This window comes from Propionispora vibrioides (assembly GCF_900110485.1).
In the GTDB taxonomy this organism is placed as follows: Bacteria; Bacillota; Negativicutes; order Propionisporales; family Propionisporaceae; genus Propionispora; species Propionispora vibrioides.
Map to the genome: position 1 here is coordinate 1 of NZ_FODY01000006.1, position 14,163 is coordinate 14,163.

14 protein-coding genes are annotated in these 14,163 nt (G+C 44.8%); 6 read left to right on the forward strand and 8 right to left on the reverse strand.

Features of this window, described 5'->3' with window-relative positions:
• From BMW43_RS06645 to BMW43_RS06660, 4 genes are all read left to right on the forward strand, one after another.
• Positions 1 to 226, forward strand: a 226-nt coding sequence (locus BMW43_RS06645) for a transposase (protein WP_143050578.1), incomplete at its 5' end; no start/stop codon positions are given.
• A gap of 379 nt (positions 227 to 605) precedes the next feature.
• Complete coding sequence (locus BMW43_RS06650; protein ID WP_091745037.1) at positions 606 to 1,232, forward strand: class I SAM-dependent methyltransferase; 627 nt, start codon at positions 606 to 608, stop codon at positions 1,230 to 1,232.
• 562 nt (positions 1,233 to 1,794) lie between these two features.
• On the forward strand, positions 1,795 to 2,088 hold the full coding sequence (locus tag BMW43_RS06655) for a zinc-ribbon domain containing protein (RefSeq protein ID WP_091745039.1): 294 nt from the start codon (positions 1,795 to 1,797) through the stop codon (positions 2,086 to 2,088).
• Between the two features lie 320 nt (positions 2,089 to 2,408).
• Positions 2,409 to 3,044 (forward strand): C40 family peptidase, encoded by a 636-nt coding sequence (locus BMW43_RS06660; protein WP_091745041.1) that lies wholly within the window; start codon positions 2,409 to 2,411, stop codon positions 3,042 to 3,044.
• A gap of 232 nt (positions 3,045 to 3,276) precedes the next feature.
• Here the strand turns inward: BMW43_RS06660 and BMW43_RS06665 are convergent, their stop codons facing one another.
• The gene (locus BMW43_RS06665) at positions 3,277 to 3,978 is read right to left on the reverse strand and encodes a response regulator (protein ID WP_091745043.1); all 702 of its coding nucleotides are present in this window, start codon (positions 3,976 to 3,978) and stop codon (positions 3,277 to 3,279) included.
• On the reverse strand, positions 3,975 to 5,537 hold the full coding sequence (locus tag BMW43_RS06670; protein ID WP_218140621.1) for a DUF4118 domain-containing protein: 1,563 nt from the start codon (positions 5,535 to 5,537) through the stop codon (positions 3,975 to 3,977). The genes BMW43_RS06665 and BMW43_RS06670 overlap by 4 nt, the downstream gene beginning before the upstream one ends.
• A gap of 294 nt (positions 5,538 to 5,831) precedes the next feature.
• On the opposite strand from BMW43_RS06670, the gene BMW43_RS06675 reads away from it, so the two are divergent.
• Together BMW43_RS06675 and rnk are read left to right on the forward strand one after the other, a co-directional pair.
• Positions 5,832 to 6,647 carry an NADH:flavin oxidoreductase gene (locus tag BMW43_RS06675; RefSeq protein ID WP_091745045.1) on the forward strand — a complete coding sequence of 272 codons (816 nt, stop codon included), beginning with the start codon at positions 5,832 to 5,834 and terminating at the stop codon, positions 6,645 to 6,647.
• 215 nt (positions 6,648 to 6,862) lie between these two features.
• On the forward strand, positions 6,863 to 7,276 hold the full coding sequence (gene rnk, locus BMW43_RS06680; RefSeq protein ID WP_091745047.1) for a nucleoside diphosphate kinase regulator: 414 nt from the start codon (positions 6,863 to 6,865) through the stop codon (positions 7,274 to 7,276).
• Positions 7,277 to 7,428: 152 nt separating this feature from the next.
• On the opposite strand, the gene BMW43_RS06685 is transcribed toward rnk, so the two are convergent.
• The 6 genes from BMW43_RS06685 to BMW43_RS06710 all read right to left on the reverse strand — a co-directional run bounded on the left by BMW43_RS06685 (position 7,429) and on the right by BMW43_RS06710 (position 13,675).
• Positions 7,429 to 8,034, reverse strand: a complete 606-nt coding sequence (locus BMW43_RS06685) for a PAS domain-containing protein (protein ID WP_091745050.1) — start codon at positions 8,032 to 8,034, stop codon at positions 7,429 to 7,431.
• A gap of 40 nt (positions 8,035 to 8,074) precedes the next feature.
• Entirely contained in the window at positions 8,075 to 9,085 is a 1,011-nt protein-coding gene (locus BMW43_RS06690) for a rod shape-determining protein (RefSeq protein ID WP_091745052.1), read from the reverse strand.
• 530 nt (positions 9,086 to 9,615) lie between these two features.
• Positions 9,616 to 10,017 (reverse strand): ExbD/TolR family protein, encoded by a 402-nt coding sequence (locus BMW43_RS06695; RefSeq protein WP_091745054.1) that lies wholly within the window; start codon positions 10,015 to 10,017, stop codon positions 9,616 to 9,618.
• The gene (locus tag BMW43_RS06700; protein WP_091745056.1) at positions 9,992 to 10,618 is read right to left on the reverse strand and encodes a MotA/TolQ/ExbB proton channel family protein; all 627 of its coding nucleotides are present in this window, start codon (positions 10,616 to 10,618) and stop codon (positions 9,992 to 9,994) included. The genes BMW43_RS06695 and BMW43_RS06700 overlap by 26 nt, the downstream gene beginning before the upstream one ends.
• A 52-nt stretch (positions 10,619 to 10,670) precedes the next feature.
• Positions 10,671 to 11,381 (reverse strand): energy transducer TonB, encoded by a 711-nt coding sequence (locus BMW43_RS06705; RefSeq protein WP_091745059.1) that lies wholly within the window; start codon positions 11,379 to 11,381, stop codon positions 10,671 to 10,673.
• Between the two features lie 338 nt (positions 11,382 to 11,719).
• Positions 11,720 to 13,675 (reverse strand): TonB-dependent copper receptor, encoded by a 1,956-nt coding sequence (locus BMW43_RS06710; RefSeq protein ID WP_091745061.1) that lies wholly within the window; start codon positions 13,673 to 13,675, stop codon positions 11,720 to 11,722.
• Between the last annotated feature and the right edge of the window lie 488 nt (positions 13,676 to 14,163).

Sequence of the window (14,163 nt, forward strand, 5' to 3'; positions counted from 1 at the left end):
CAACCAAAATCATATGTCCAAACGTGGCTCCCCTTATTTGCGCAGAGCTATCTGGTTAGCTGCTAATGTTGCCAAAATACATAACCCCATTTTGAAAGACTTTTACACCCAAAAAATCGCTCAAGGCAAGCATTCTTTTTCCGCAACTGGTGCTGTTGCTAGGAAGCTCACATACATAATTCATGCAGTTCTTAGAAATCAGAAACCCTATGTGCCTCTAGCTTAACTTATTGAAATCCTTTGCCTATTATAGGCTTATTTCTTGTGCCCAAAAATAACCTCCTTTTAGATTTCTTAACTTGTGGTACTTGACTTTTCATAGCTGGTCTTTAATTTAATTTAGATTTTAATATACCCTAATTGAGGTATATAACTAATCTCTTTTCTGCAAAATGTTCGAATATCCTATAAGGAAACAACCATTAGGCTGCAATGCACGTGCCCCTTACAGCGTATGACACCCTGAAATAGCAGCTTTGCCAAAGGATTATATCGAGCTTTGGCGCTAAATTCACCCCAGACGCCACCTGATCTCAAAGGCTATGTTTTCTTTTCAGCCAAACACAACACTCCATCGCTTCCGAAGATCATTTATTACCCTATCTATGGCATGGTACTTTTCTTCTCCTTTAAAAAACAGTCCCAACTGCTCCTGTACTTGTAACACGATTTTCCCAGCAGTAATATTTACTGAGCGTGCTCGGTCCTTTACATTCTTTAATGACAATATTTTGGACATCGGATGCGGCGGCGGTGCGAATATCGCCCGGATGTTGGATATGGCTCCAGAGGGAAAAGTCTGTGGCCTGGATTACTCTGCTCTAAGCGTAGAGAAATCCATAAAATACAACCGAAAGGCGGCAGCTGCCAAACGTACGGAAATAAAGCAAGGAAGTGTGTCTCAGATACCATATTCAGACAATACGTTCCATATCGTCACCGCTTTTGAAACAGTTTATTTCTGGCCAGACTTTATAAATGACCTAAAAGAAATATTACGTATATTAAAGCCCGGTGGAACCTTCTTTATTTGTAACGCAGCGGTGCGTTTGGATGGTGAAGAGCCCCCATACAAAGGATTTGTAAAAATGTTGGATTTAAAAATGTATTCCCCGAATGATTTCAGGCAAACACTGATATCAGCAGGCTTTAAAAACGTGGATGTCATTCTGTCAAAACAAAAAAGCCTTGTTTGTGTGATTGCGAATAAACCTAAAAATGAAAAACTATGAACTTGCTTTCCGATAAGGAAAATAAATTCACGGACAAATATAGAGAAAGAGCCTATAAACCCTTATAAATCAAGGATTCATAGGTTTTTTCCATTTCTATCCTTCCGTGTCGATTTTCATAGTGTTTACTACGTAAAACGCCAAACTCAAAAACCTAATGTTTCTAACCATGTCCGGGAAAACATATGCTATTTCCCCATGACCTTGAAGCCTTATTCCACAAGGCTTCAAGGGTTGTGTTTTCTTTGCAGCCAAACTACCGACTCAATGTGCATTAAGTTTACCAACCGGCATTCCTTGATCTATGAATTAGAAGCAAATATAAGTCCCCTTCGTTCTTATTATTTATATATCCAGAGTAAAGTGGAGCAGAAAAACACTAAAAATAACGGCAACTTCCCCGACTAAACGACATGAGAAGAGTTGCCGTAAAACCTTATGAGCATGCGATCTGTAAGACGCTCTTCTTGACTGGAAAAAAATTGATGTTATACTATAATTAATAATATTCCTATTTAGGTTTATTACTAATTTTTAAGTGGTTTCTAAGGAGGAGTCTATTATGTTTCAAGACAAAACGTTAACTTGCCGTGAATGTGGCGCCCAATTCGTGTTCACGGCGTCAGAGCAAGAGTTTTTCGCTGAAAAAGGGTTTACCAATGAACCCGGTCGTTGCCCTGCATGCCGGGCCCGTAGGCGCCAAGAAAGATCTAGCAATATTAGCAGACCTCAAAGACAATTGTTCGATGCCATCTGTGCTGAGTGCGGCGCAAAAACTCAGGTGCCTTTCCGCCCTACCGGCGATCACCCTGTATACTGCAGAGATTGTTTTAATAGATTGAAAAACAGACGATAAGTAATCGACTCCTTGCAATACAAGGATTACATCATATCTATAGGTTCTTCATGAGCAACATGCGCTCTGTCTTCCGGTTGCGCTGTCAGCCATCCTTACACCGGCATCAATCTCCCGTTAACAAATTCAAATGAAGAGTTTTAAATTGTTCCACTAATGTTCAACGAACTAGTTTGCACATGCCTATTATCCAATCTCAGGATAGAATGGTTCTTAATTCTTGTTTACAGAATATATTAACAAGTGCTATTGTATAAACAACCCTATAGTTTCAGCCAGTCGCTTACTTCGACTGGCATATTTCATTTTCGGAGGTAAAAATGTGCCGTTGTAAAATTCCAATCATATTCATTCTTTTTCTGGCTTTAAGCTTAATGCCGGTAACACCGGTTGCACTGGTTTCGGCAGCCTCATTACCTGATGTTTTGCCTCAACTTAGCTCTGATACCAGCTCCAGTAGTGGATTAGTCAATATTATATTGGGGTTGCTTGTGGGAAAGCTTCTCGGTAATACCGCAAATAATGATTTATCGGGTATAACCAGGACACAAGAAAAAACCACTACCTCCGCCGCTTCAGTTGATTCCAGTGGCGCCAATATCGTGAATACCGCGCAAAAGTATATGGGAGTTCCTTATGTCTGGGGTGGCGAAACCCCTAGCGGTTGGGACTGTTCAGGATTTACCAGGTATGTGATGAAAGAGAACGGCATTAATCTCCCACGCACCGCCGCCGAGCAGTTTGCAGTAGGAACTCCGGTAAACAAGACTAACCTTCAGGCGGGAGACTTGGTTTTCTTCACCACCTATAAACCCGGCGCCTCCCATGTAGGCTTTTACATGGGAAACGGCAAGTTCATCCACGCTAGTTCGGCGGCCAAACAGGTTACGATTTCCGAACTGGCGGACGAATACTATACCTCCCACTACATTGGAGCTCGCCGGTATGTGAAATAAGCAGGAAAAATTAGGACTCGCCTAATGGTGAGTCCATTTTTTGTCTTGAACCATCTATATTAAGATAATTGTCATGATAAAGTCATCCATATACATAATTCCCCTTCAAACCTACAGCTCAGAATGAAAGCAATACCAAAGAATTCGCAAAATTCACGCGCCCCACTGGCTGACGTCAATAATGAAAAAGCCGCTTCAGTTTTGAAAACCGAAGCGATCTTGGATAAGAATTTTATTCATCTACCAGCCGATAGCCAACCCCTATTTCTGTCAGGATATACCGTGGTTTTGCCGGATTTTTTTCGATTTTTCGTCTGAGTCCCGCCATGAGGGCCCGCAGTGCCTGTGTATCACTGCCATAGCCTACACCCCAAATCTCTTTTAAAATTTGCTTTGTCGTAAGCACTTTGCCAATATTCTTGAAAAATAGCGCTAGCAGGTTATATTCCATGGGCGTAACATGGGTTTCACTGCCATCGACATAGAGCAATCGTTTATCGAGATCAATTTGCAGCCCGCCTACCTGGAGGATACTCTGCGCTTTATTACCGCTATTTTGCCGATATAAATATCGCAGCACAACACGGATTCGGGCAAAAAGCTCGGTTGCGGAAAAGGGTTTTGTCAAATAATCGTCGGCTCCCAAATCCAGCGCAGCTGCCTTTTCCTTGTCTTGATCGCGCGCGGAAATAACGATAATCGGCATTTCCGACCATTCGCGCACTTTCCTGATGACCTCCATGCCATCAATATCCGGAAGTCCCAGATCGAGCAGCATCAGGTCGATTGGTTCCGAGACAAGTATGCTTAATGCACCCTCACCGGTGCTTGCAGCAATGTGACTGAAGCCTTCTGCGTCCAGCAAATAACAGATATAATTCCGTATTTGCCTGTCATCCTCAACCGCAAGGACATAGGCGTTATATAAATTCATAGTCTATTCACCTCCAACGGGAGCGTAAAGATAAGCTCCACTCCAGGGCCATCCATGCGATTACGGGCCATTATGCTCCCTCCATGCGCCTTCACTACCGCGTCGCATATGGGAAGTCCCAGTCCTATGCCAGGCTGCGCATCCGAATGCTTGACCCGCGACGTATAAAACATCTGAAAGATATTCGGCAGTTCGGAGGCTGCAATGCCTTCTCCACGGTCACGGATCGAGAACACGGCACAGTTCTTCTCCGCATCCTTTGTCACCGAAACACAGATTTCATCTTGGAGATTTGTATGCTTGACAGCATTGTCCAAAAGATTGATAAGTACCTGTCTGATCAGCTTTGCATCCATTGGTACGAGCAACAGTTCATCCGGTACATTTACTGCTATTTCATACTCCGGGTAGTGCCGTGAAATATGGCGGATGGCAGCACCTACGACCTCTTCGGCGGCTTCCTCCTGTTTGTTGAGCACCAGCTTTCCATCCTGCAAACGGGTCAGGCTCAAAATATTCTCAACCAAGGAATGCAGCCAGTTGGCATCTTTATGGATTCCCGCCATAAGAGGGTATCGCAGGTCGTCCTGCGCCGTCATATTCAGCAGCATTTCAGACGTTCCTATGATGCCGGAAAGTGGTGTGCGCAAGTCATGAGAAATTGACCGCAGCAGATTTCCACGAAAGCGCTCTCGTGCGATTTCCTCATTGAATTCTATTCGCTGCTGCGTGGCGCGAAAACGATCCATTGCCAACGCCGTGCTTTCGATCATGGCGTGCAGCATTCGGGTTTGCGATTCGTTCATGGCTTTCGCCGCTTCTTGGGGAACCCGGATAATACCCAGCGGTGTCTCCCGTCCATAGATCGGCCAGTCATAAAACTCCGTGCCGACATTGCAGTCGCTCTTCAGTCCTTCGATCCGGTGCCGGAGTGCGTCCATGTCCGGTATTTCCCGGAGAAATTGCTGTTGGGAAGAAACCTGCTGACTAAAGGTCTGCTCCGGTTTTCCATTCGGATCAAACCAAAGGCATCCTACATTACTGTTTAGCATTTTGCTGATAGCACCCGTTGCAATCCTCGCAATATCATGAATATCTGCTGCCTCTGTAAGATGATTTGTCAATGTATACAGAATCTTTGTTCCGGTTTCTTTTTCACGGGCTTCTATTGCATTTTGCTTGGCATGTGTAGTAAGGGTACTCGTGACCAGCGCCGCGATGGTCATGATAATAAAAGTGACAACATATCTGTGGGCATATACAGAAAAGGTAAAGAACGGATCAACAAATAAGTAATTGAAGAAGAATGCCGCAAGCAGGGAAGCAAGAATACCGAAAGCATATCCATCCGTAAAACGTGCTGTTAACAAAACGGCTAAAAGGTATACAATGACTATATTGGTTTCCAGTAATCCCAGCGCACGAAAAAAATATCCGATAGCAGAGGCGGCGATTACCAAAACAAGCATAATGCCTGCACGATAGACGATAGATTTTATATCACTTTCCCGTTTTGCGGTCATCATAGATATAATATTTTTAGTAATCTGCTCCATCATGGCTTAGGTCCTTTCTTCTTTAAGATCCCACACGGCAACAAAAAAACCGTCTCACCAGACGGCGCAAAGGCGCAGGCAGATTAGCCCCTCAGCATAAAACTAATGGGCTCTGCCGCGATAAGCACCGAGTGTTCCTCACAGCGCTCTCACACGGTTTCGCGCATTCTCACACCGTACTCACAGCATCTTTGTTATAATAACTTCCAATGAGCTAACTCGCTTAGAGTGGGCAATAAATAGGTTCCACGTTTTGGGTAAGCCGCTGCATGATCTGACGGAAGGAGGCGCCTGCCAATGGGAACAAATTGTGCAATTCAAGATGATAATATGTCTCAGTATTTAATTGATTATCATGTCGCAAAGGCAAAAAGCCGATCTGGCTTAATTACCATTGAAGCAACCGCTGTCGATCCATTGGGAAAAACTATCGTGGATCAACTTGGGTTATGGTCTGATGAGCACATTACCGGGTTTAAAAACTTAGTGGATGAGTGCCATAAATATGGTGCCAAGGTCTCAGTACAACTCCACTATGCCGGCAAAGAAACCAATGCTTTAGTCACGAATATCCGCCCTGTTTCCTTAGCTCCCAGTGCTTGCTCAAAATGGTTGGAGATTCCGCAGGAACTTACAACTGAAAAAATTCATGAGATTATTCAAAAGTTCGCAGATGCCGCCAGAAGGTGCCGGGATGCCGGTGCTGACGCCGTTGAAGTACATGCTGCGCATGGTTATTTAATTGGCCAATTTCTGTCGCCACACATGAATAAAAGAGTAGACGAATTTGGTGGTAATCTCGAAAATAGGCTGAGATTCCTCCTGCTAATTATTCAGGGTATTCGACAGCAAGTTGACAACGCATATCCTATCATCGTTAGAACCGGGGATTTAAGTATTACCGAAATAGGTGCTATAGTCAGACACCTGGACGGCACCAAGATTAGTGCGATACTCGTCTCAACAAGTTCCGGATACTTAGCCTACCTAGCAGAAAAGATCAAAAAATCCGTTAAAAACCCTGTTATTATAAAATTCCTGTTATTACCATTGGCAGAAACACTGAACCTTGTGTCACAGAAGATATTTTGCAGACTGGCAAGACGAATCTGATTTCTTGGGGGAGGACAATTCTCTTAATTTTCCTGATCTTTTTCAGTATACCAATATACAGGCGAAAGTACAATCCTGTGACCAGACGCTATGGCCAGACCCGTTTATCCCAAAAGTTACCCGCTTCCTTTAATAAGCATTATACGATGCATGGCAAGATAACCGCTCTGTTTATATAACCGCTGAGTCAATTTGAAAAAAAAGGGGGGACAGTATTGTCAAGAGCTATTTTTATTACCCGTACAGATCAGGAGAGACTGGAGAAATTAATCCAGCTCGAAGAAGAATTTGCACCAGACAGAAAGGTGCACCTGGAGGAATTGAAGTACGAGCTGAAACAGGCTGTTATCATAGAGCCGAAGGCTATTCCCTCTGATGTGATTACGATGCGGTCACAAGTATTGCTGAAAGATCTGAGCAACGGAGAAGAAATGATCTGCACTCTGGTTTATCCGGATGAAGCCGATATGTTAGCAGGAAAGATTTCGGTATTAGCGCCGATCGGCACGGCTATTTTGGGATACCGGGAAAGCGATAGGGTTGAACGGGCAATTCCCGGGGGGATCGCCCTGTTAAAAGTAGAAAAAGTTCTTTTTCAGCCTGAGGCCAGCGGTAATTTTGATTTATAAAGAGTAAGCATAATGTATGGAAAGAAAAAACACCGACAATACCACGATCTGAAACAAGCAAGGCCATTGCCATATTTTGCAGTGGCCTTGCTTGTTTCAAAACCGTAAACCTTCTAATACCTTTTTCATAGCCGGACTTGCAAAAACTATATCTATAAAAGAAAAGCAACCGGCCAAGAAGCCGTCATCTTCTGCACAAGTTCCCGAACATCCCGGCTATCGCAAATCGTAACAACAGCTCCGATAGCTTCATTGGTATCGTTGCGCAGAGGCAGAGTACTAACCATACAGTATCTGCCGATACTCTCAATAAAGATCTCCCTGTTGCGAAAAGAATAGCCGCTGTCCAACGTTTGCCAAATAAGGAGACTATCCGCCAGGCTGGATGATAACGGTTGTTCCAGGCTGTCTTCCTTTAGTCTTAGAATGTTGGCAGCTGCTTTATTGCAGTGTTTCAGTATCCCTGAGTCATTTACGGCCAACACGCCATCCGGAACAGAGTCCAGGGCAGCCTCAAGCTGCTCGACCCGTTCTTTCGACGGCATATCAAAGACTTCGCTAACTTTGTAGATTCCATCCACTTGTTGCAATTCTCGCATAATCTGCGGCTTTTGCTTTTCAGAAGCAAGCTGATACTCCAGATAAAGTTCACCCTTATCCACCTCGACAGATACTATATTACATTCCCAATTCACCAGAATTTGCGAGATGTCCAGCAGCAATCCAGGCCTATTTGTACATGGCATACATAAACGCACCAAATCACCTCCCTTTTACAACTTTCTCATATGGAATATGTCATCGGGCGCAGAATTTGAGGTTGTCCAATATTTTTCCGGTGCCATGCGCCACACAAGTAAGAGGCTCCTCCGCTATACGCACCGTAATACCGGTTTCCTTAACCAGCAGCTCATCCAGCCCTCGCAGCAAAGCGCCACCGCCGGTCAGGACCATACCACGGTCGATAATATCAGCGACCAGTTCAGGCGGGGTGCACTCCAGCGTGCTTTTTATCACTTCGACAATGGCGGCGACCGATTCAACCAAAGCAAAGCGCACCTCCTGTTCCGAAAGAACCAATGCCTTTGGCAGCCCGGTCAACATGTTGCGTCCACGAATCTCCAGTTGTGCTTTATCCTCCGGTAACGCGACAGTTGAACCAATAGCAATCTTGACAGCCTCCGCTGTCCGTTCACCGATAATCAGATTGTGTGTTCTTTTTACATATTGGCTGATCGCTTCGTCCATTTCAACGCCGCCAATACGGATAGTCCGGCTCCTGACAATACCGCCCAGTGAAACGACCGCCACCTCGGTTGTTCCACCGCCAATATCAACCACCATATTGCCTGTGGGTTCCTCCACAGGCAAGCCTGCGCCGATAGCTGCCGCCATAGCCTCTTCGATTAAATACACTTTATGGGCTCCGGCCTGTGTAGCTGCCGATACTACCGCCCTTTTCTCCACCTCCGTATTGATCGAAGGAACGCCGATAACAACCCGCGGCTTCTTATAAAAACGCGCCGAAACAGTTTTGTGGATAAAATACTGTAACATTTGCTGAGTGACGTCAAGATCAGCAATAACCCCGTTTTTTAACGGCCGGAGTGCTACGATATTACTCGGGGTCCGACCCAGCATGGCTCTGGCTTCCTCGCCGACTGCCAGCACCTCGCCAGTGTGCTGAAGCACCGCAACTACCGAAGGTTCCTGAAGAACAATCCCCTGACCCTTGCTATAGACCAGCGTGCTGGCGGTCCCTAAATCGATTCCCAGGTCACAGCCTAATGCCCGAAACAACCTAATCATTAACAGTCACCGCCTACACTAGCGGGGTTAACTGTGTTCAATTTTTTCATCTCTTTTGACCTCATATCAATTGATGTTCAATACCAATCATCATAACAAAAATGCTGTGAGCACGGTGTGAGAAAGTCCGAAATCGTGTGAGTACGGTGTGAGAATGCATTTCCCTGCTTATCGATGTCAATGAAAAAAACCTTAATTCCAATTTTCCCCTTCTCTTTTTTTGAGATAAAAAAATAGACGTTCAATGCAAAAATTGAACGTCCTAATCTGTTATTTCATCATCTTTTGTGTTTACGCATTCCAGGTTAACAATTATAGAAACCTGAAAATACTTTTTGAGGACCTTATTTCGCTTTTTAAGGCCTTCTTCCACAAACATGAATGGTCATGAAGCAGCAAAGTCTAAGGATTTCCAGTGGCACGGCGTTGTATCGAAACAATAGCCTCCACGTGCACTGAGTTAACATAATGTTTGAAAAGAAAACACAATTCATCTTACCTTGGAATTGAAATCAATGGCTGACAGATACCTACGAGGGATTGACCGCTACAGCAATTTTAGTAATGCCAGCCTGTCGAATGGTATCCATCAATTCAATCACATGTCCATGTTCTGTGTTTCGATCAGCATTGATTATGACTGATGTTTGCTGGCCGTTGCTTTGCTGAGAAAGACACTGCACCACTTCTGCTGGCGAGGCGATTGGTTCTTGATCATAAAAGAGCTTATTGTCTTTAGTCAATGTTAAGATATGTACCTGCTGTTTTTCGGTCTGAATACCATTAGCATGCGGCAGGTTGACCGGTAAGCTATTTTGACTGGTCATAGATAAGGTGGCAATCATAAAAAATACCAAAAGGAAAAACATCGTATCAATCATCGGAATAATCTCAATGTGGGCCTTTTTAGGCGTATTTCTTGCTATCTTCATGCATATCGCTCCTATGTGGCCGTGTGCCTAATACCACTTCCAGCCGGGTTGCGTAGTATTCAATGACTTCCGTCTCTTTCTCGACACGGGTTAAAAAATAGTTATATGGAATTAAGCTACTTACAGCAACAAGGATGCCTGCCGCAGTCGCAATCAGAGCTTCCGCCACCCCTCCGGTGATCACATGGGGCTGACCTATTGAGCCTACTGCCATTACTTGAAACGAACTGATCATGCCAATAATCGTACCTAATAATCCTAAAAGCGGTGATAGGGTAATAATGGTATCCAATACCGGTAAGCCGCGTTTTAGGATGGTAATTTCAGCTATGGCTGCTGCTTCCATGGCTTTGACGGGATTACTTATATGCTCAATTCCTGCATGTAATACTCTTAGCAACGGCGCTGCATCTACATTGCTCAGTCGGGCCGCTTCCTCCACCTGCCCCTTTTTTACTAAACTAACAATCTGTTCAGCATAGTCCGTCGCTGCAATTTTTTTTAAAAACCAGAGTCGTTCTACGATAATTGTAAGAGAAACAAGTGAACAAATGATTAGCGGCACCATGACCCAGCCGCCTTTGATTATAATCTGAAGCATATTTTTTAACCTCCCCTTGTTGTATTGCTTTTATTGTTTTTGTATTACTGGCTTACTGCCAATCGTCCAACCGGAATTTTACCCGCACATCATAATAACTTTCTACTGCTGTCGAGCCGTAGCGTGCTGGTGCAAAGCGCCATTTTTTCACTGCCCGCATTGCCGCTTCATCAAGAGATGCACAGCCGCTGCTTGTCAGCACCACTACGTCTACAGCCGAGCCATCAGTGCTAACAAGCGTCCGGAGTACGACAGTTCCTTCTTGGCCTGCCCTGCGAGCATCCAGTGGATAGACAGGACGCGGGCCGGAAATGTATCCAGGTTGTGAGCGGATAATGGAACGATTTACCGGACCATTGACTGACGGTTCGTTAACGTCACCACCGCTGGCTGCTGTTACTCCCTCTGTCGTTATTTCATTAGCAGTTGCAGATACTGCGCTTGTCTCATTTGCTCCCGACTGCTGGCTGCTTTTAGCTGGTGCTGTTTTTTGGTTTACAATACGTCCCTCCAGTTTAGTCTGCTGCTCGGATGATTCAGCCTGTCGTTCGAGTTGCAGTGCGGCAGGTGCTGGTGAAGAGTTAACTTTATTCAGGCTATCTCCCTGATCAACCACATTCACCAAGGCAAATTCCACTTCGATAGGTGAGATAACCGCAGGCGGCGTAAACATACCGCTGTAGCCAATTGTTAAAATACCGATCAGTACAGTATGAATAGCTAAAGATATTCCGGCTGCCTTGCTATAAGGGTGTTTTATCATCGCACGCACTCTCCCTAATATTCTTTTACAGCGGCACTAGCTTATAAATAGATAACTGTAGAGAGATGCGCTGAGCGACCTCTACAAAAAGTACGGGCTAGGTTTTTCCATTCTTAACGCATAGCTGCAGGGTGTACCATTAAACACCAATACGCCATTTTATTAACCAAATTTTCTGTTGGTCAAGTTATTAATTTATCGCATAATTTCAACAATCAAGTAAACTAGGTTATGGCTAGTCCAAAGGCCAGGACCGTAAAACATCAGTCCTGGCCTTTAGTTTTCTATTAATCAGCCAAACGCTATATTCGACCATATAAAAGAATGTGTAAAGCTAATTAATACCTATAGTTTGCCTTTACCCAAATAGTACGGCCCGGTTCGTTTACTCTAAAGGAAGAAACGATGCCCAGCGCCGGAATTGAAGCGCCCGAACGGCTAATAAATTCGGCATAATTCTTGTCAAAAATATTATCCACACCGGCAGCAATCGTAATCTCCTTACTGGCTTTATAGCCCACATTAGCCGAAAGAATACCAAAGCCGCTGCTTGCTCCCAAATCATAGCCGATTTCACTGCCGCTGTTTAAATCATAGCGAGTTTGTGCCTGAACGCCGCGCCACAACAAGCCGGCTTCTAACTTCTCATGACTGTATTTGAGACCTAACGTTCCTTCCAGCGGTGGAACCTGAGCCAAGGGTCGATGATCCGAATCATTATTGCCCCGTACATAAGCCAGGGAAGCGGTGACCGTCCAATTTTTATTCAGCAAATAGGCCGCATCAATCTCGCCGCCATACAATGAGGCATCGATATTCTCTGCCGTCTTGCTTGACGAGTCATTGGCATTTTTAAATAAAATAAAATCATTAATATTGGCGTAAAACACCGACAAACTGCTATTCAGTTTACCGGAACGATAAAGAAGCCCTGTGTCAAGCTGGGTGTTCTTCTCCGGCTTCAGGTAAAAATTAGTGTTCCGTTCCCAGTAATCAGCCGGCCGCTGGGCATGACCAAGGCCGATATATGTGGTAACCGGTGCGTTGGCGTGATCATGTTCATAGCGCAGGAAAGCGCCGTAAGTGCGATCATGGCCTTCCGCCGCTGTTTCTTCATCTTTTACGTCCAGGCTGTCGGTCCGGAATCCGGCCAACAGACGGCTGTTCTTCGCTAACTGGTGCTTAAACTCGCTGAATAAGCCGTAATTGGTAAACGTCAAATCACGGGACCAGCTTGTATATCCCATTCCCATATTGCTTCGTCCGGCATGCTCATTCTTTTGATAATCCAACCCTACCGTTGCTGTCGTAGTCTTCCCCAAATTCAAATCTGCCGCTAACCGTCCCCCATTGGTTGTCCGGTCAACTTCCATCGCCATTGGCATCATAGCACCAGGCCGCAGCGAATAGTTATCCATCACATGGTCCACATAGTTATGAAAGGCTTTGAATTCCAGGTTACGCACCACCGGTGATATGTTTTTCTTATTGAATTTAAAGCTGTAATCATTGCGGTCAAACCGGGGGCCGTCCATTGACCGGCCGCCGTAAGCCGCCTCGGCATCACTGGTCTCGGCCGTAAATTCGTACAGGGTATCGGCATCAGGCGTCCAGCCAAAGATGCCGGTCAGGCTCTGCCTGGTATAGAACGAATGAACCTTATTGCCGTTACCGTCGGTATAATCATCGGCATTGGAGTGGGTTTTTATGATCCGCACATAGCCTTTGGTATCACCGGCCGTAATGTCCAACAGCTCATCATCACGACCGTTGCTGCCGAACAGTAGGCTGCTGTTGACACGAACGTCCGGTTTGTCAAACCGCTCCGTCTCCCGGTCAAACAATACCGTCCCAGCGACATTGCCGCCACCGTATTTGACCGTTTCCGGTCCTTTTAAAATTGTGATCTTGCTGTACGATTCGGGGAAAACATACGAGGTAGTGGGGTCCATCCGGCCGGGGCAGGCGCCAAACTGATAAGTGCCATCCAATAAAACATTAAGGCGCGTTCCTCCCAGCCCCCGGAAAACCGGATCACTGCCTGTCCCACCCTGACGGGCCACGGAAAACCCGGGAATATTTTTCAGATAGCCGCTGCCATCAGCCGCCGGCACCGGCTGTTTGGGCGACTTGGGGTCGGTTTCCACCGTCAGGGGATCACTCACCGCTGGCGCGGTAACCACAATCTCATTCAACGTAAAGGTTGTCTTCTCCTCATCTTCCGCCAAAGCTGGCTGTGTATTGGCAGATAATAGCAATAGAGAAGAGGCAACTAGAGTCCGTACTTTTTTCATCCATCATCACCATTCTTATTTAATTCTTTTTAGGCTAATTCAGTTTCCCACTTGTTACGACAAACTATATGTTTTATTCATGTCCCCCTTTCATCGCTAAACCAAACGTTACTGCCTGGCAAAAAAATAAAGGCCAGGTGTTCTTAAAGAACAGTCCTGGCCTTCAGTTTTTACTAATCAGCCCTATTTATTTATTCTAACCGTATTATTGATTATATCCTTTTACTTTGAAATAGAATACCATACTAAAGTACTAATTAATTATCTATAAACACTAAAAACAGTCATTTATCTCCTGCGCTTGTTAATATATTATTTATATTTTAATTTGCAATTTGACCCATAAGTATCACTGACAAACCGAGAATAGTACTTTTAGACAGCATCAATAGTACTTTAGGGTAATTGACATGATAAAAATATAGTTTTAATATAAATAACATAGTTGATTAGCAACGGGCTAAAGGCTACAAGGGTCATTCGACCTT

What these genes read in the sequence shown, in the direction of transcription:
- BMW43_RS06650 (WP_091745037.1), top strand. Translation starts at nt 606, where the DNA reads ATGGCATGGTACTTTTCTTCTCCTTTAAAAAACAGTCCCAACTGCTCC.
- BMW43_RS06655 (WP_091745039.1), top strand. Translation starts at nt 1,795, where the DNA reads ATGTTTCAAGACAAAACGTTAACTTGCCGTGAATGTGGCGCCCAATTC.
- BMW43_RS06660 (WP_091745041.1), top strand. Translation starts at nt 2,409, where the DNA reads ATGTGCCGTTGTAAAATTCCAATCATATTCATTCTTTTTCTGGCTTTA.
- BMW43_RS06665 (WP_091745043.1), bottom strand. Translation starts at nt 3,978, where the DNA reads ATGAATTTATATAACGCCTATGTCCTTGCGGTTGAGGATGACAGGCAA.
- BMW43_RS06670 (WP_218140621.1), bottom strand. Translation starts at nt 5,537, where the DNA reads ATGATGGAGCAGATTACTAAAAATATTATATCTATGATGACCGCAAAA.
- BMW43_RS06675 (WP_091745045.1), top strand. Translation starts at nt 5,832, where the DNA reads ATGGGAACAAATTGTGCAATTCAAGATGATAATATGTCTCAGTATTTA.
- BMW43_RS06690 (WP_091745052.1), bottom strand. Translation starts at nt 9,085, where the DNA reads ATGATTAGGTTGTTTCGGGCATTAGGCTGTGACCTGGGAATCGATTTA.
- BMW43_RS06695 (WP_091745054.1), bottom strand. Translation starts at nt 10,017, where the DNA reads ATGAAGATAGCAAGAAATACGCCTAAAAAGGCCCACATTGAGATTATT.
- BMW43_RS06700 (WP_091745056.1), bottom strand. Translation starts at nt 10,618, where the DNA reads ATGCTTCAGATTATAATCAAAGGCGGCTGGGTCATGGTGCCGCTAATC.
- BMW43_RS06705 (WP_091745059.1), bottom strand. Translation starts at nt 11,381, where the DNA reads ATGATAAAACACCCTTATAGCAAGGCAGCCGGAATATCTTTAGCTATT.
- BMW43_RS06710 (WP_091745061.1), bottom strand. Translation starts at nt 13,675, where the DNA reads ATGAAAAAAGTACGGACTCTAGTTGCCTCTTCTCTATTGCTATTATCT.